The organism is Methanobrevibacter ruminantium M1 (assembly GCF_000024185.1).
Lineage (GTDB): Archaea > Methanobacteriota > Methanobacteria > Methanobacteriales > Methanobacteriaceae > Methanobrevibacter > Methanobrevibacter ruminantium.
On sequence record NC_013790.1, the window covers coordinates 2,399,255 to 2,417,914 of the forward strand.

General features: G+C 32.9%; 15 protein-coding genes and 1 pseudogene. 8 read left to right on the plus strand and 8 right to left on the minus strand.

Annotation, left to right across the window (positions count from 1 at the left end; translation table 11 throughout):
* Position 1: 1 nt before the first annotated feature.
* The 5 genes from top6B to eif1A all read right to left on the minus strand — a co-directional run bounded on the left by top6B (position 2) and on the right by eif1A (position 5,146).
* Positions 2–1,801 carry a DNA topoisomerase VI subunit B gene (top6B, locus tag MRU_RS09335; RefSeq protein WP_012956663.1) on the minus strand — a complete coding sequence of 600 codons (1,800 nt, stop codon included), beginning with the start codon at positions 1,799–1,801 and terminating at the stop codon, positions 2–4.
* Positions 1,802–2,588: 787 nt separating this feature from the next.
* Positions 2,589–3,191, minus strand: a complete 603-nt coding sequence (locus MRU_RS09340) for a KH domain-containing protein (RefSeq protein ID WP_048812505.1) — start codon at positions 3,189–3,191, stop codon at positions 2,589–2,591.
* Positions 3,192–3,606: 415 nt separating this feature from the next.
* The gene (locus MRU_RS09345; protein WP_012956665.1) at positions 3,607–3,840 is read right to left on the minus strand and encodes a DUF3781 domain-containing protein; all 234 of its coding nucleotides are present in this window, start codon (positions 3,838–3,840) and stop codon (positions 3,607–3,609) included.
* Between the two features lie 24 nt (positions 3,841–3,864).
* Positions 3,865–4,644, minus strand: a complete 780-nt coding sequence (locus MRU_RS09350) for a serine protein kinase RIO (RefSeq protein ID WP_012956666.1) — start codon at positions 4,642–4,644, stop codon at positions 3,865–3,867.
* Between the two features lie 181 nt (positions 4,645–4,825).
* On the minus strand, positions 4,826–5,146 hold the full coding sequence (gene eif1A / locus MRU_RS09355; RefSeq protein WP_012956667.1) for a translation initiation factor eIF-1A: 321 nt from the start codon (positions 5,144–5,146) through the stop codon (positions 4,826–4,828).
* A gap of 449 nt (positions 5,147–5,595) precedes the next feature.
* On the opposite strand from eif1A, the gene MRU_RS09360 reads away from it, so the two are divergent.
* The 3 genes from MRU_RS09360 to MRU_RS09370 all read left to right on the plus strand — a co-directional run bounded on the left by MRU_RS09360 (position 5,596) and on the right by MRU_RS09370 (position 7,831).
* The gene (locus tag MRU_RS09360) at positions 5,596–6,810 is read left to right on the plus strand and encodes a molybdenum cofactor synthesis domain-containing protein (protein ID WP_012956668.1); all 1,215 of its coding nucleotides are present in this window, start codon (positions 5,596–5,598) and stop codon (positions 6,808–6,810) included.
* A 128-nt stretch (positions 6,811–6,938) separates the two neighbouring features.
* Positions 6,939–7,406 (plus strand): GyrI-like domain-containing protein, encoded by a 468-nt coding sequence (locus MRU_RS09365; protein ID WP_012956669.1) that lies wholly within the window; start codon positions 6,939–6,941, stop codon positions 7,404–7,406.
* Between the two features lie 116 nt (positions 7,407–7,522).
* On the plus strand, positions 7,523–7,831 hold the full coding sequence (locus MRU_RS09370) for a hypothetical protein (protein WP_012956670.1): 309 nt from the start codon (positions 7,523–7,525) through the stop codon (positions 7,829–7,831).
* A 194-nt stretch (positions 7,832–8,025) separates the two neighbouring features.
* Here the strand turns inward: MRU_RS09370 and MRU_RS09375 are convergent, their stop codons facing one another.
* The 3 genes and pseudogenes from MRU_RS09375 to hypD form a co-directional block, all read right to left on the minus strand.
* On the minus strand, positions 8,026–9,339 hold the full coding sequence (locus MRU_RS09375) for a TldD/PmbA family protein (RefSeq protein WP_012956671.1): 1,314 nt from the start codon (positions 9,337–9,339) through the stop codon (positions 8,026–8,028).
* A 58-nt stretch (positions 9,340–9,397) separates the two neighbouring features.
* Positions 9,398–10,102, minus strand: coding sequence for a phosphoglycolate phosphatase (locus MRU_RS09380; protein WP_012956672.1), 705 nt, complete (start codon positions 10,100–10,102; stop codon positions 9,398–9,400).
* An 85-nt stretch (positions 10,103–10,187) separates the two neighbouring features.
* A pseudogene (hypD, locus tag MRU_RS09385) lies at positions 10,188–11,249 on the minus strand (hydrogenase formation protein HypD).
* Between the two features lie 323 nt (positions 11,250–11,572).
* Between hypD and pseG the strand changes: the two are divergent.
* The 5 genes from pseG to MRU_RS09410 all read left to right on the plus strand — a co-directional run bounded on the left by pseG (position 11,573) and on the right by MRU_RS09410 (position 18,613).
* Positions 11,573–13,297 (plus strand): UDP-2,4-diacetamido-2,4,6-trideoxy-beta-L-altropyranose hydrolase, encoded by a 1,725-nt coding sequence (pseG, locus tag MRU_RS09390; protein WP_012956674.1) that lies wholly within the window; start codon positions 11,573–11,575, stop codon positions 13,295–13,297.
* 62 nt (positions 13,298–13,359) lie between these two features.
* Positions 13,360–14,199 (plus strand): hypothetical protein, encoded by an 840-nt coding sequence (locus tag MRU_RS09395; RefSeq protein WP_012956675.1) that lies wholly within the window; start codon positions 13,360–13,362, stop codon positions 14,197–14,199.
* 146 nt (positions 14,200–14,345) lie between these two features.
* Positions 14,346–15,416, plus strand: coding sequence for an N-acetylneuraminate synthase family protein (locus MRU_RS09400; protein WP_012956676.1), 1,071 nt, complete (start codon positions 14,346–14,348; stop codon positions 15,414–15,416).
* Between the two features lie 117 nt (positions 15,417–15,533).
* Positions 15,534–17,060 carry a sialyltransferase gene (locus tag MRU_RS09405; RefSeq protein ID WP_012956677.1) on the plus strand — a complete coding sequence of 509 codons (1,527 nt, stop codon included), beginning with the start codon at positions 15,534–15,536 and terminating at the stop codon, positions 17,058–17,060.
* Between the two features lie 110 nt (positions 17,061–17,170).
* Positions 17,171–18,613, plus strand: a complete 1,443-nt coding sequence (locus MRU_RS09410; protein ID WP_012956678.1) for a flippase — start codon at positions 17,171–17,173, stop codon at positions 18,611–18,613.
* Positions 18,614–18,660 lie beyond the last annotated feature (47 nt).

Genomic DNA, 18,660 nt, shown 5'->3' on the forward strand with positions numbered 1-18,660 from the left:
ATCATTCCTCCTGTTCTTCTGAATCAAATAAAGTAGACTGTCCTTCATCAGCGCCTTCTGATTTTTTGGACTTTTTGGATCTCTTTCTTGGCTTTTCATCATCTATAAAGGCTTCATCCAAGTCAGATTCCTGAATTCTGTCCTTTCTTGCTGAATGCTCCTTATCGACAGTGTGGCCGAATTCGTCAAGCTCTTCAAGCAAGGAATCGACGAAATCTTCTTCCTCTTCTTCTTCCTCGACCTTTTCACCCATGATTTCTGCCAATGCCCTTCTTGTTACCTTAGCAAGAACAGGCTTATAATCTGGAACTTCAGTCTCAGCAAGTGAAGCTGCCTCTTCAATGATGACTGGAACATAGTCTTCAAATATCTTGGATCTCATGGCCTTTTCCTTTTCAGCCTTTTTGGATCGGATATGCTTTTGAAGTCTTCTTGCTATTTTCATGGTAGCTTGCCTTATCTCATGAACTATTTCAGGTTCAGGGGCAATGCTCTGTTTTCCTGTAGATAAATAAGGAACTTGAGTAGAGATAATATTTACAAACAAGGTAAGAGGAGTGTTATCCAAGTCTCTAAGACCGTAACGTCTCCAATCAATAGACCTTAACGCTTCTGTAATTGCACAGCTTCCTGCATCGAAAGTCAATGGAACTCTGTTTGCAAACCTTAAGATCTCTGATTTTCTTTGTTCGTTTACGATTCTTCCTGCATCTCCTCCATAAGCGATACCTGCCTCTACAATGAAAGCCACACCACCCTTATAGGTTACAGGGCTTCTTGTGATGGTGGTAATGAATTCAGGCTTTAGAATCAATTTCATACCCTTTTCTATTTGCTCTTCACCGATAGGTATCAATCCTGAAGTTGGAGGAGCCATGAATTTCATTTTGCCGAAAGCTTCTACGATCTTTTCAGCTTCTGCCCATTCCATGTTTTTAGGACGTTTCTTCATATCTATTCCGGTAAGCTCCTGAAGTTCTGAAACCTTTTTAGAGGACATTCTTGACAAGGAACTTGTCAGCATGCTTTTGAAGTTTCTCTTATCAGTGAACTTTGCAATGGTAATGATATCGTCAGCTGTAACCCCTTTAGGGTGAGGCAATACCTCTTGAGGGAGTACTGGAACGATTTCTGCTGCCCTTTTAAAGATGTATTTATGAGCGCTAGGATCCCTGAATGTGATTTTAGCGTGAGGGTTTGCAATCATGGTTCTACGGATGTATTCGAATGCACCTTGCTCAGCTAAAGAGTAGGATACTTCCTTAAAGTGGAGCTTAATGCATACACCAGTTCCTGTAGGTGTAAATTCGCTTTTCTTGATTAAGTCACCTTTGTTTTGCTTTACATCCATCTTGAATTCCATCTTGACCCCTTTAAGCTCCCCATTTTCCATCCATCCGGAAGTTACATGGGTGGACTCACCGGTGGTCATTTGGGATAAAAGAACACATCCACTACAACCTAAACCTTGTTGTCCCCTGGATTGGATGTTTCTGAATTTGGAACCTGCAAACATCTGACAGTATACCTTCATTACAAATTCTTCAGGAATTCCAGGACCATTGTCTGAATGGGTCAATACATAATGGTCCTTACCTAATCTATCTAATTTAATGCTGATTTCAGGTAAGATACCTGCTTCTTCCGCTGCGTCAAAACTGTTAGTTATAAGTTCGTGGAAAACGATAGTTAAAGAACGAATCTTTCCTGAAAATCCTAACATCTGTTTATTTTTTCTAAAGAACTCTGATGGAGTTAACTCATTAAAGTTTTCAAAGAGTTCTTGAGCTTGTTGAGACAAATTAAACCTCCTTTAATTTAGAACAAATTTATCAATTTTTTTCTAAAATCTATTTTTAAAGAATAAATTTTATCAATCATTTACTAAAATCTATTTTTAATTAAATATAAAGAATAAATTTTATCAATTTTCTACATTAATATTAAATCTACATGATTCAAACACCAATAGCTAAAATATTTAGCATGCTATCTAGTTGAATAGTAACTTAAAAAATTCAATTTAATTAATTTTTTTATGATTAAAAAATTAAACCTAGAATAAATTAAAATTTTCTTTATAGCGGTAATGTTTGATCAAATTTCATTCTAAATAATTTATAATTTCTTAAAAATTCATGAAAAAATTAACTAAAACATAGTAAATTCTTCACTACATATACATATGTACTTGAAAGTATATAAGAGTTTGCATATATTTGAAATTATTATGCATACAATGTTAAGACTATATAGAAAAATCAAAGGCAAAGTCTATTAAATTATAGTTAACTATTTTTTTTAATATAAAAATTTTGCCTTATCCATATACTCTTGTTAAGATATAGTAAACTTTTATATAAAACTAATCCATATGAAATTTAAACAATATAATTTGAATAAGAACAATCTCAAATATAAAAATTAAAAAAAGGATAATGATTTGAAAATAATAATATTAAAAATTGGAAAAAAACAAGAAAAATATAAAAAAAATAAAGTAATGTAGATTATGAAAATAATTAATTAAATAAAAATAATTAATTAAAAGAAGAATAATTAATTAAATTAAAAATAAAAGAAAAGAATTAGTCATCCAAGTCATCACGGAATTCAATTTCATCCTTTTCAATTCCAACGACTTCCTTGAATTCTTTCATCTTACGTTCATTCTTCTTATTTTCAAGGAATGCATAGACAGACTTATGTCTTGATCCGTTAAGAATCATTTCAACTGCTTCCTTTGCAACCATGACATTATCAAGCTCGCCTATTAAGGAAACAGTCTTTCCATAAATTGCCATATCCACTTCTGCCATATCTACAATAATCTCTCTTGTCTTTCCATCCTTTCCAATGATTCTGCCCTTATACCTTGCCATAGCCTTTTTGGACTTTCCAACATATAAAGGCAATTTGATTATTTCCAAATAAGTATCATCTTTATTTAATTTTAAAGCAACATGTGGATTAAAGCCACGTGCTATAGCTTTTACAATATGGTTTGCCTTCCATACTCCAAGAGGGTCTTCCATATTTTCTCCAGGATAAATAGCTACAGTGCAGTCATCGCTGTCAATATCTAAATGAGTATTAGTTGCATTTTCAATCAAATGTTTAGTTTCACCTTTTGTTCCGATTAAAGCGCCAATCCTATCAGATGGAACTCTAAGATAGTCAGTTTCCGGCAATTCATTCACCTCATTTATTTTTTTAATTAAAATTTTGATTTTTTAAATTAAATCTTGAATATTTAATTTATTTTTAACTAATAATAATTATTTATTCCATTATTTATTAATCTTTATATCTTTATAGGTTTATCCCATTATGATTTCAATATTTATTACGCTAGAAACTAAACTATGAGAACATTAAAAATAGTTTATATATCATATATAATTTGAATTGTCCAAGAGCATATGAAAACTAATGGAGGTAGCATTTCAAGTGTAAATTTAAGAACAATGAGAAGAGATAAGTAATTAAATTAGATAAAAAAAGCAATGAAAATAAAATAATCTTAATTAGATAACAAAAGCATGAAAAATAAAATAAACTTAAAGAATAAAAAAGTTTAAAAAGAAAATAAATAACTAAAAAAAGCTATTTCTTCTTATGAGCAGTTATTATAGTAAAAGAATGCTTATTAACTGTTATTATACAGTCATCAACAGTTACATAATAGTTTTTGCCCTTCTCTTCAATTACAGCGTCCTTATCCTTAATTTTTAAAATGCAATATTCAACTGGATCCACATCAATTCCAAGATTCCTTTGAATTCTTCCAACACCCATCTCTGTTGTATGAATTTTATCAATATTATCTAATAAGCTCATGAAACCACCTGAAATAAACTATAACTAATCCTTAATCAATCGATTAGTCAAATCCTCAATGGAAGTGTCAACCCCCATCTTGGAAAATTCAAAGCTAATATTCTTAATATCCCTTGCAAGCAACTCATTTGCAATTATATGATCCCTTACAACAGATTGGGAAACGTCAATAATTACAGGCTTCTCATCAAAATTAAGAATATTGTAAGAGGAGAGGTCTCCATGAATCAGATTAGCCTTATTAATGAACCTGTCCATCTGCTCCACCAATTGCTCATAGAAGTGGGCAGGGTCTTGAGGAGGAAGATTCTTAACTGTAGGTGCAGGATTTCCATCCTCATCACCAATAAACTCAATTATAAGCACGTTGTTAAGGCTTGTGATTGCCTCTGGAACATTTACTCCAGCATCCTTTAGCCGAGTCAGATTTCTGAATTCCTTATTTACCCAATTGTTAATTAATTGTCTTTTATTGCTTGATCTGACATTAAATCTAGGGTCTCCTGCAATGTAATACTGCATCTTCTTAAAGTCAGATGTGGCTATCCTATAGATTTTAACAGCAACGATAGATCCATCCTCTTTTATGCCCTTTAAAACATTAGCTTCCTTTCCAGTGCTGATTGCACCATTTAAAACATCCAAATGGCCCTGATTCGCCAGCTTATAAAGGACTTGCAAAGTTGCCTTATCAAATATCTCGCTTGAGACCTTTCTATCATCTGCATCTTTAGTTCTTTTTCTTGAAATCAGTTTTTGAACTTCTGCATCTGCCTTAGCCACTCTTGGATTTTCATCATCCATAAAAACACCCTAAATTTAGATAAATAAATAACTAATAAAACTAAGAAAACTAAATTAATAAATAATTTAATTAAGTAAATAAATAAAAAAGAGTTCAAATTATAAAAAGGTTATAAAAGTAAATAAAGTAAGTAAATAATTAAATAAAATAAGAAAAGAAGTTAAAAAAGTAGTGAAAAACTTACATTTTTAAATAACCTTTTCTTTCAAGCCAATTGGATTCAGTCCTTGTGTATCTCCAGATAACATCAGCCTTTTGATCGGATTGGAAATCCCATGGCTTTACAAGAACAACATCCCCTTCACGAATCCAGATTCTCTTTTTCACCTTACCTGGAATACGTGTCATTCTGATATTTCCATCAGCGCATCTTACTTTAAGTTTACCATGTCCCATAATTTGCTCTACGACTCCTGGAATTTCTCCCTTCTTTGGAGTACGTACTCTTCTATATTCTTGTTGATTATTTTGTGGTTTCGCCAAAATTTGCCTCCTAAACATTATCCAAAACTTTTATTTAAATTACACTAATTATTATAATGAAAATTATTTAAACCTTTCGGAAAATTTTAAAAAACGTCCCAAATATTTATAGAATTTTAAACTTTTTGAAAATTTCAAAAATCATCCAAAATCGAATAAGTGAATAATTAAAAAATTATAGTAAATAATCATTAGTAAATAATTTATTACTATAATATATATTTGTCTTAATATAAATACTAGCAAGATTTTGAAAAAAATTTTTTATGAAAAATTACATTTGGTTCATAAAAAATCCTAAAAAATCCTAAAAAATCTAATAAATTATATAGAATAAAATAGAAAAAGAATATATGAATATTTTAATTAAAATATTTGTTAAATAATTTAATTAATATTTTTAAAATAATCAAAATTTCATGTTTAATAATTTTAAAACCAAATAAATAAACTTAATAGGTAATAAAATGGGTGTAGAGTTTTTAAATATTATAGAATCAGATGAAGCTAAAGAGATCATAAAAGAAAAGTTCGAAGAATGTTATACCGCTCAATCTGAAATCATAGACATAGCAGAAAGTGCTAATAGAATCACATATAGCAAAATTGAAAGTAAGATCGATTTTCCACCATTCAACCGTTCATTAAAAGACGGATTTGCAATCAAGGCAGAAGACAGCTATGGAGTTAATGAAGAAAATCCTAAAAAGCTTAAAGTCATTGACTTTCTTGAAGCGGGATCATTTACAGATAAGACCGTTGAGCTTGGAAGCTGTGTTGAAATAAGCACAGGGGCTCCTATTCCAGATGGTGCAGATGCTGTAATAATGGTGGAGTTTTCATATAAGTCTGATGAAAATCCAGAGCTTGAAGATGATGAGGTGGAAATCCTAACAAGCGTCACTCCTTCACAGGATATCGGCCAAAAGGGCTCAGACGTTAAGAAAGGACAGGTCATCCTTGATGAGAATATCCTATTGAACCCTCCAAAGATTGGAGTTATTGCAGCTCAAGGAATAGACACTGTAGAGGTCTATAAAAAGCCAAAAGTAGGAATAATCTCAACTGGAAACGAACTCCTAACCAACCAAGAGGAATTAAGGCCGGGCAAAATCTATGACGTCAACAGCGAAATGATCAGAGCGGGGGTAAACGCATGCGGAGCCGAAGGTGAATGCCTTGGAATAGTAAGAGACAATTATGATGACTTAAAAAACAAGATAACCGAATCATTAAAGGAATGTGACATTCTCTTATGCTCTGGAGGAACCTCTGCAGGGGTTGGAGACAACATCCGCCACATCCTTGATGAATTGGGAACAGTCTACATTCATGGAATTACCGTCCAGCCTGGAAAGCCTACCATCCTTGGAGTTGTAGATGGAAAAATCATAATAGGCCTTCCTGGAAACCCTGTTTCTGCAATTGTCATATTTAATGTGTTTGTTGCACCTGCAATCAAGAAATTAGCTGGATTCAAACAAGAGGAAGAGCAAAAAACAATAAAGGGAAAATTGGCAAAAAGAATACATTCTCCTATTGGCAGAATGCAGTACCAATTGGTTAAAGTAGAAGGAGACAGTGTTATTCCTATATTTAAAGATTCGGGAGCAATATTCTCACTTGCAAGTGCAGCAGGTTATACAAAAAAGTCTCAAAAACAGAACCCGAATTTGGTTTGAAGAAGCGAGAAAGAAGTTGAGGTTACTTTGTTTAATTAATCATTTATACAAAATAATAAATTATAAAATCAGATTAAAAAAATTTAAAATATCTAAAATAAATAAATATTATTAGATAAGGTGTAAAAATGGAGATTCAAGAAAAGACAATTGAAGACCAGAAAGTCGCTATAATGAATTATAAAGGCTATCTTAAAGATATGGAGATTTTAATTTCCAAATTAACAGGATGGATTGAGTTAGAAGAAATAGAAACCGTCGGAGACTTATTTGCAATATTTTACAACAATCCAAGAACTGCAAAGGAAGATGAAGTCGTTTATGATGTTGGAATCCCAATCAATCCAGAATTAGACCCTGATGAAACTGAAGAGATAAGGATTGTAACAATCATCGAACATAAAGTCCTATCCGGACTCCATTATGGTTCCATTGACAATATTCAAGAGACCTATAACATTATGGCAGAATACTCTATCGAAAATAAATATGACATTATCGGCTCTCCAAAGGAAGTCTACATTAAAAGCAAATTTGATGTTGAAGATGAAGAAGACATGATTACTGAAATCCAATTGCCAGTAATTAAGATGTAATTCTCCATTTTAAAAAAGAATGAAAATCCATTAAGATGCATATTATTCATTCTAAAAAACAAAAAAAGATAAAAATTTAGATTAATTTAAAAACAATTCCAAAGAGGTTTGAAATTATGGCAGAAGAAGAAAAAAGTTCTAAAAAGAAATCCAAAAGAGAATTAGAAAAGGAACTTAACAGCAAAGTAGATAAGATCATAGAAAAGAACTTCGAAGATTTTAAATCTCAAGATGAACTTGAAGACTTTATCCAAAAGGCTTTCGACGATAAAGCTTCACAATACAATAAAAAAATCGAATTAAAAGAAAAAGAGTTGGATAAAAAGTTCAAAGCTTCAAGAGAAAACGATAATAAAAAAATCGATAGAAAAATAAGAGAAATGGATAGAAAATTAAAATTAAGGTATAAAACTATGTTAAAATAATTATTATTTTACCTTAATTCTTTTTTTAATAATTAATTTACTTTAATTCTTTTTTTTAAAAAAAAAAGCCTTTTTAATCATTAAGATAAAAAGGCTCATTTACTTATTTTAAAAACTAGTTTTTAAAAGGCTTTAATTAACAAAGCCCCCTTAAACAAAACTATTTTATTCTATTTTTATAAACAAGACTAATCCTAATTTGAATTATTCCCAACCACTCTCACATTAGGTAAAAATATCTTAGGAATAATGAAAGAGCCTCTTTGTTTAGTCTCAGTACCAACAGCTTCAGCATCAGCCAAAAGATCATAAATATTACCAGAAATCATGGCTTTTTTAATAGGCTTCTTATCACCATTTGAAACTAAAAATGAATTGCTTGCCTCAACTGAAAAGTCTCCTGTAATTGGATTGGCTGTATGGGCTCCTAAAACGTCAGTAACTAAAAATGCATCATCAATGTCATCTAAGTTTCTATGGCTTTTAAAGTCAAACAATAGATTTGAAGCCCCAACTGAAGGAGTTCCCAAATAGGATGATCTAAATCCATTTGAACTGCTTTTAACTCCATCCTTATTTGCTGTGTAGATATCATATAAAAATCCTTTTAATACCCCATCTTCAACCAAACAAGTCCTCTTTGAAGCGGTGCCCTCATCATCACAGCGAGAGGAATTCAATCCACCATCGATAGTGGAATCATCATAAATGGAAAGGTTTTCGGTAATGATCTTCTCATCCATCTTATCAGCGATTCTGGATCTTCCCCTTTGAACATTATCTGCATTGAATCCGCTTAAAAAGGTAGACAATAATCCAGTGGCAGCATGATAATCTAAAACAACATCCCTATCTGAAGTTTCAATGTCTTCTCCACCTAAGGAGTCCATTGCAAGATTACAAATATCCTCTACCAAGGCCATACCATCTAAATCATAAAGGCAGGATGAATCGGAATCATAAGCAGTGGTCAATTCACCATCCTTAACTGCATTGATTGACACTCCTATTGCAAAGCCTGTAGAATTGTCATAGGCTTCAACACCATTTGAATTTATTATTAAGGTTTCACCTTCAGCAGCGGAAAATCCTCCAGAGCTTACCTGACATCCATAATCCTCAACAGAATTCAAGACAGATTTAAGTGAGCCTGTAAGCTCATCCAAATCCAAATCCTTAAATCTTTTATCATAAGTGCCTTTTACAACAGGGAGTTTTTCATATTCTGCAAATGAATAAAATTCATCCTTTGTATTGAGCTTTGAATTCAAATAAGCATTCTCACAAGTCTTTGCAATCTCATCCATATCAGATGTGAATGCAAATCCTATTGCTCCATCCTTGATAATCCTAATCCCCACTCCTAAGCTTAAATCTTCCTTTGCAAAATTAAGCTCAGTCTTTTGAGAATCAAGTTCCAATAATTCAGTCCTGTCAATATAAATTTCATAAGTGTCTGAATATTTTGATATTTCTCTTTTTGCCTCTTCTGCTATTTCATAAATCATAATATCACATAATAATTAAGATAAATATAAAAAATACCCTTTCAACTCTTTTAAAAAGCTATTCCTGATTAAAAACAAACTTATCAATAGCCTCTGCCACTCCATCACCATACTTATTCTCGCAAACATAATCAGCAATCTCTTTTAGCTCATCACATGCATTGGCCACTGCAACCTTAAATCCTCCTGCAAGGAGAAAATCAATATCATTTTCGCTATCTCCAATGCACATAATATTCTCAACATTATATCCAACGAGATTAGCCAATTTTGCAAGCCCTGTTCCCTTATCGACCGCAGGATCGGTAAGATGAAGTGCAAAACCGCTGTCATAGACCTCTACATCAAAGTCCTTCAACATCTCCTTAAGTGGCTCTGAACTCATATTCTTATAGAAAGTTATTTCTGAAACCCTTGCATCGGAATCTTCCACTATCCTAAATGGAATGTCTTTTCCAAACTTATCAAATAGAAAATCATAAGCCTTTTGAGCTTTAGAGATATCTCCTAAGACGATCACTCGATTGTCATTATATCCATCATGATAGATAACTCCCCCATTTTCACAAACAAGGCCTCCAGTAGTCCCTACAAGGGTTGCCACAGCATAGGAAAAGTGGGAAATGTTTCCAGTTGCAATAATCACTGGAATTCCAGCATCCTCTGCCTTTCTAAGAGCATCCAATGCACTATGGCAGACTCTTCTTCTGCCATCCGTAATTGTTCCGTCAACATCAACAGCTATTGCTTCTATTTTAACCATAAAAACCACTTAAAACGATTTTATTTAACCATAAACCACTTAAAACGATTTATTTTAACCATAAATCACTAAATTAAGAATTTATTTACCTGCTGTACCTATGAGCAATATTACAGGTTCCCTCTTTGCTGACCATACATGCACCAATCGGATGCATAGGATTACATGCCCTTTCTAAAACAAGCCTTACAAGTCAGTAAGGTTTTGCAAGCCCTCTAAGAATAGGTCCGCAGATGCAGCCTTTAGGAGCTTCAGTAACGTCCTTTACTTCAATATCATACTTTTCCCTTGCATTCCACTGGGAAAACTCATCATTTACTTCCAAAACAGAATCAGGGATTTTAGGAAATCCTCTCCATTCCCTGCTTTCAACATGGAAGACCTCATCCATCATCTCTTTTCCAATGACATTTCCTTCAGTTCTAACTGCTCTCTTATACTCATTGTCTATTCTAGGCTCTCCTCTATCGATTTGTCTTAATATCATATAAACAGACATTAATATATCCAAAGGATTAAATCCAGCCACCGCTTGAGGAATTCCATATTCAGTAGAGAATTTTTCAAATGGCTCTGTCCCAAGAATGGTGCAGACATGTCCTGGCTGAATGAGAGCGTTTAGATTGGTCTCTCCTGAATTGATCAAGAAGTCAAGAGCAGGAGGGATCAGCCTATGGCATGAAATGATTGAAAAGTTTTCAGGAGGCTTTTTCAAGAGCTCGGAAGCGGTTGCAGGAGCTGTTGTTTCAAATCCTGCAGACATGAATACAACATCATTATCAATCTTTTCAGCGATTTCCACAGCATTTGGAATACCGTAGACAACCCTTACATCTGCACCTTCAGCTTTAGCCTCTGCAAGAGAGCCATTAGAACCTGGAACTCTTAACATGTCTCCAAAGGTGGTTACAGTAACCCCTTTTTCTACGAGTTGCAGACATTCGTCGATTTCCCTTGAAGGAACCACACAAACCGGACATCCCGGCCCTGCAACAATCTCAATTTCCGGAGGAAGCAAGGATCTAATCCCATGTTCCATGATTGTATGCTCATGAGAACCACAAACATGCATAATCTTTACAGGAACAGCTAAATCATTAATTCTTTTTAGTATAGCATCAGCCATCTCTTTCATACTAGCCATCATAACACCATTCTTTTTTTATTTCACAAAACATTATAGAATAATTATTAATTTAAAAATCAAAAGAATTTTTATCGAATTATACTATATAAAATTATTCAATTTAAAAAATTAATCAACTAATTAATTCATTCGAAGCCATTATAAAAAACTATAATCAGCAATAATCATTAAAACTTAATTAGTTTATTTAATAAAATTTAATATTAATTAATAATATAATATAATTAGTTTGTCTTAATTAATAATATTTTTTAAATTAATTAGAATTTTATAAAATTCATAAAAATAAGAAAAAATAAAAAACAATAGCTAAAGGTTTTAAAATGTATAAAGATAATAAAATATTAGTTGTAATTCCTGCAAGAGGAGGATCCAAAGGAATTCCGCGTAAAAACATACGTTTTTTAGGTAAAAAGCCTCTCATTGCACACACAATAGAAATGGGAAAGGCATCCAAATATGTGGATGAGCTAGTTGTGACAACTGACGATGAGGAAATCAAGTTCATCAGCGAAAAATTCGGAGCAGAAACAATCAAAAGGGATGGAAAGCTAGCTGAAGACTCTATCCCACTTGATCCGGTAATCTACGATGCCGCAATTCAAAAGGAAGGAAAAAGCAATGAAAAATATGATGTTGTAATTACCGTACAGCCTACTTCCCCATTGCTTAAGACAAAAACCTTAGATTTAGCTATTGAAAAACTATTAAACCCCGACAATGAAAACAAAGATTATGACACAATCATAAGTGTTGTAGACGACAGGCACTTAAGCTGGGGCTATGATGAGAAAGAAAAAAAGTATTTCCCATTATATAAGGAAAGGGTAAACCGACAATATCTTCCAAAGGCATATAAGGAAACCGGAAGCATATTTGCAACAAGAAGAGAATTTGTAAAGGAAGATAGCCGTCTTGGAGAAAATATAGGTCTTATTGAAGTATCCAAACAGGAAAGCATAGACATTGACAACTATGAGGACTGGTGGGTAGCTGAAAGAATCCTAAACAAGAAGAAAATCCTAATAAAGGCAGATGCCTCCCACGAAATAGGAACCGGCCATATTTACAGAGGCCTCTCAATAGCTTCAAAGCTTGTAAACCACGAAGTGATTTTCCTTCTTGATGAGGCTCAGGAATTAGGAATTGAAATAGTTAAAAACAACAACTATCCATTCATAACCCATAATTCCAATAAAGGAAAGGGTAAAGAGGCAGATGAAAAAGCTAAGGAAGAGATTATAGAAAAGATAGTGGAATACGACCCAGACATTATCATAAATGACATACTAAACACCAATTCAAAATACACAAAGACCCTTAGGGATAATGGATTTTTCATAGTAAACTTTGAAGACGTTGGCGGAGGAGTCAAATACGCCCATTTAGTATTTGATGCACTATATGAACATAAGATACCTCTTAAAAACCTTTATTCAGGACACAGATATTATATCCTGAAAGATGAATTCTATTACCAATCATTTAAGAAAATAGACAAGGAGGTTAATAGAATCCTTCTTACATTTGGAGGAACCGATCCAAACAACCTTACAGAAAAAACGCTGGAAGCAATACTGGAGAGCAAATACCAAAACGAGATTGAAATAATCCTAGGATTGGGATACAGCAAAAAAGAGGAAATCCAAGAAAAATATAAAGACAACGAAAGAATCAGCATCTATGAAAACGTTAAGAACATGAGCGAACATATGCATAATGCAGACCTGATATTCACTTCAGCTGGAAGAACCATGTATGAAATAGCATCCCTTGGAGTTCCTTGCATATGCCTCTGTCAAAATGAAAGAGAATTAAGCCATATCTTTGGAAACATAGAGCATGGATTCATTAACTTAGGTCTTGGATCCAGAGTAAGCAAGGAAGACCTAATCAGAACACTTGAAAACACAATCAACGATTATGAACTTAGAATAGAGATGAATAAAAGAATGGGAAACGTAGACTTAAAGCATGGATTTGATAATATTAGAAAACTGATAAAGAAGGAATATAAAAATTGGAAAGCAGAACAGTTAAACAAATAAAAATAATAATCTATTAAGTGCAAAGTAGAATAATATCCATCAAGCCTAAGGGAGAAATTAAAATGGAATCAAAAGACATTACAAATATTGAAGAGATTATACCAAGCAATGACGTATATCCTTTAGTAAATCTACTATTCCAAAGCAAACTCTTCAAATCAAAAGAAATAAACACAAACAGCCTTGCAATCAGCTGTCTTGACCTAATCGACAAAAACAGAATAAAAATCACATTCAATGAGGAAATCGAATCAATCAAAATCAGCAAGAACCCTCTTCTTAAGACAAAAGGCCAATTGGAAAAAGAATTGGAACTCATGAAAAACATCAAATTTACAATCAATTCAAAAGAGATGAAAAAACTGGATAAAAGAGACCAAATCATCTTGAAGATGTTTAAGGACATCAACAAAAACCATGAATTTGACTTAAAATCCATGTATGATAAGATCCTAAAGCAGGATATAGCAATCAAATTTGCAAAATACTTCAAAGATTATTCCAAATCCCTTGAAAGGGAAACCAAATACTCATTGGAAAACTATAAAGACCTCATCAAGGATGGAGAGTTTACCTTTAAGGGAAATGAAATAAGCAATGAATGGAAAGAATTCAAAAGCTCTTTAAAATCAGATAAGTCCTTATACAGCCAAGACGCAGAAATAATTGACAAATATCTGATTTATGGAAGATGCCTTGAAATTGAAAAGGATGTTCTAAAAAACATTGAAAAGGCAAATCCAGACTACGATTCAGAGCTTTACAGATTCCTAAGGCATAATGGTGCAGACTTATTGAAGCTAATATTTGATAAGGCACTTGCAAACAGCAAGATAGAAAGAAAAGGAGACGGTTCAGTACCTGTTGGAAACAGCAAATACTTCGTCCCAGGATTCGGATAAAACTAAAACTTTTAAAAAATTAATTAAAAAGTGATGTGCCTTTGAAATCCGAATAAAAGAATAAAATTAATAAAAAAACCATATAAGCATTAAAATTAGAACAAAAAAACAAAATTACATATTATCAAAGATTAAAAGGTGAAAAAATGACCATATTCAATGAAGAACCATTCCTAATAGCCGAAATAGGCGTAAACTACTACGACATTGCAAAGAAGGAAAATATATCCAATATGGATGCAGCTAAACTAATGGTTAAGGAGGCTCATGACGCAGGATGCAATGCAGTTAAATTCCAATCATATAAGGCAAACACCATAGCATCCAAGAATTCTCCAGCATATTGGGACACAAACGAAGAGCCTACCCAATCACAATACGAACTATTCAAGAAGTTCGACTCCTTTGGAGAGGCAGAATATAGGGAAATCGCAGACTACTGCAAAGAAATCGGAATCCTATTCCTATCAACACCTTTTGATTTTGATTCAATAGACTATCTAGACGACTTCATGGACGTTTATAAAATATCATCCTCAGACCTTACAAACATCCCATTCATAAAAAAGATAGCCAATAAAGGAAAGGACATAATCATATCCACCGGAGCATCAACCCTTGATGAAGTAAAACTAGCTATAGAAACAATAGAAAACGCTAACGACAAATACAAAAAAGGAGAAGCTGGAATCGGAATCATGCACTGTGTGCTCTCCTATCCAACAGCAAATGAAGATGCAAACCTTCTTATGATTAAAAACCTTAAGGACCTTTATCCAAATTATGAAATAGGATATTCAGATCATACAAAGCCAGATGAGAATATGCTCATTCTTACAACAGCCTATCTTTATGGCGCCACTATCCTTGAAAAGCACTACACATTAGATAAGACACTTCAAGGAAACGACCACTATCATGGAATGGACCCAGATGACATTAGAAAGTTCAACAAAAACATAGAACTGATAAAAACAATTAACGGCCAATATGATAAGATACCTCTCCCATGTGAAGGAGAATCAAGAAAACAGGCCAGACGCTCAATAATTGCAAAGGAAGAAATCGGTGAAGGCACAATAATCACAGAGGATATGCTTACATATAAAAGGCCTGGAACTGGCATTTCTCCAAGTGAAATAGATAATGTAGTTGGCAAAAAAGCCAAAATAACCATTCCAGAAGATGAACTGATTCAATATGACTTTTTAGAATAATAATTGATTTAAAAAAACCTTTAGAATAATAATTATAAATTTTAGAACAATAATTTATCTAAAAAACTTTTAGAAAATTTATCCAATGACTAAACTTTTAATTTAAGGACCTAAAACATGACTTTTACAGTAAAGGAAATATGCCAACATATCTGGTCTCTTGAAGAGAAATATGAACTGAACCACAAAGAGATTCAAGGCTGCTATCCATGGCAATTAATCAGAATGTATCTCTACTACGAAATAACCAGAAAGACAAATGTCTTTGAGTCAGCTCAACAGTCCAGTCTTTCCCTAGCGGATAAAGTAAATACATTCCTTCCTTTTATAAAAAACAGCATTCTTTCAAACCCCTTAAGCGGAAAGGATACCAAAGATGTTTTAATATTCGACCATCCAAGAAAAGTCATATTAAATGGGGAATACCAAGACATCTATAGCTATTTTCTAAAGGACATTCTAATAAAAAACAATAAAAGCTTTGAAACAATAGAATCCCCATATCTAAACAATCATTTCAGAAGCAGTGCAAATAAGAAAGAAAATAATGTCAAATACAATGACCGAATCCTTTTAGGCTCTTTTATAAACAAAACCAAAAATAGAGGAAAATTGCCATTTACAGATGAAGAAAAAGACTTTATCGAAACAATAAAAAGAGAATTAGAGTCTGCATTCAAAATAGAAATAAATCTATTCAATATTATTGAAGATCACATACTTAATTTCCAATATGATTATAAAAAATATATAGAGCTTCTTGAAAAGAGAAAGCCAAAGCAAGTCTATCTGGTTGTAGCCTATGAAAACAAGGCATTAGTTGCAGCATGCAAGAAAAAGAATATAGAAATTATTGAATTACAGCATGGAACCATAAGTCCATACCATTTAGGATATAGTTACCCAAAAAATACAATGCTGATGAACAATACAATCAAGGAAATTGAATATTTCCCTGATAAAATACTAAGTTTTGGTGACTACTGGCAAAATTCTTCAAGCTTCCCTATAGAATCCGATAAGATAATCTCAATGGGATTTCCATACTTTGAAGACAACTCTAAAACTTTTATGAAGATGGCAGATGAGGATAAAAACAAAAAGCAAATTCTATTCATTTCACAAGGAGTTATTGGAAAATACCTTTCTGAATTGGCTTATGAACTGGCTAAAGAACTAAATGAAAAAAATAAGAAAAATGATTTAGAGAATAGTGAAAATAATGAATCTGATTTAGAAAATAATAATTATACATTCATTTACAAATTACATCCAGGAGAATATGGAACTTGGAGAGAGAATTACGAATATTTAAATAAAGCAAATGAATTTGATAACTTTAAAGTCATTGATAAAAGCGAGCCTCCTTTATATGAGCTATTTGCAAAAAGCAACTATCAAATAGGGGCCTTTTCAACAGCAATCTACGAAGGGCTTGCATTTAACTGCAAAACATTCATCATAGACGTTCCAGGAGTGGAATATTTAGATGACTTGATTGACAAGAATATTGTAAAAAAGGTTAAATCAAGTGAAGAGCTGATTAATTTTATTGAAGATGAAGATAATTTAGATTTAAAGGAATATGATAAGGATTATTTCTTTAAAAACTTCGACGAAAGCATATTTGATGAAATATTATAAGAAATATGAATTCAAAATAAATAAAAAAAATAAAAAAAATCACTATAGTGAAATACTATAAAAAATCATAATTACAGATTAACAATTATCAAAAAAGACATGTGGTTGATATGAGTGAATACGTGCGATTTATACAAAGAATAGGTCTAGTCGGGATTACAAACATCCTAATATCTCTTAGTAGCCTAATCTTTATTCCAATCATTACAAAATCCTTTACTACAGCCGAATACGGAATGTGGGCTCAAGTAAACACTACCATCGCACTTGTTCCAAACATAGCCAACCTAGGTCTTCCATACACCATGGTACGATTCCTGTCTGCTGAAAAGGATAAGGAAAAAATAAGAGATTCCTTCTATCCAATGATAAGCCTGACATTCATATCAACAGTGATCATCTGCCTATTGTTTTTAATATTTGGACACCCTATTGCAGATGCGCTCTTTAATGGAAGCATGCAGGTATTGTACATCACAACTGCAATATCCTTCTTTGCATGCATGAACCTAATGCTCATAACCTACTTTAGAACCTTCCAGGAAATGAAAAGATATTCCCTATTCCTTGTTCTTCAAAGCTATATAGGGGTTTTTGTAAGCATCTACCTTACATATGCAGGATACAATATAGAAACAGTTGTTCTCGGTCTTTTAACAGGCTATGCAGCAGTATTCATCATGATGGCATTTCTCATTGTAAGGCATCTTGGATTCAGCTTTGGAAAATGGTCAAACCTAAAGGAACAGCTTGCCTTTGCCCTTCCAACCATTCCAAGCAATGTTTCAAGCTGGGTAGTTGATTCAAGCGACAAATATGTTATTGGAATCCTTTTAGGGTCAGTGGCAGTGGGATGCTATTCACCAGGATATGCCTTAGGAAGCATATTGCTAATGTTCCTATCTCCATTTGCAGTTCTTCTTCCAACGATTCTTCCAGAGCATTATGAAAAGGGAGATATGGCAGAGGTAGACAAATATCTCAGCTATTCAATGAAATACTATCTTCTTCTCACTGTGCCAGCAGCTGTAGGGATGAGCGTACTCTCTAAGCCATTGCTTTACATAATAACAACCCCAGAGATTGCTCTTGGAGGTTATATGGTAACTCCATTTGTCTGTCTAGGTGCAATATTCATGGGAATGTATGGAATAACCAATAATATACTTATACTAGAGAAAAACACAATGATCCTTGGTAAATTATGGATAATTGTAGCCATATCCAACATTGTTTTAAATCTGATTCTTGTGCCTTATCTAAATATAATTGGAGCGGCAATAGCCACACTTCTCTGTTATATGCTAGCATTTGGAGTGACTGCCATTGCAAGCAGAAAGACAATGAGATTGCCTTTCAATAGAAAGGAACTTGTAAAAATACTTATTGCATCAGCGATTATGGGTGCAGTGGTTTATATGATGAATCCAAGTGGAATAGTTAATGTTTTAGTGGCTATATTAGTGGGAGTTGTGGTTTATTTTGCAATTATATTTGTTTTAAAGGCAGTTACAAGAAAAGAAATAGGTATATTTAAAGATTTAGTAAAATAAACCATCATAGAATTAGAATAACAACTCATATTTAAAGAATTAGTAAA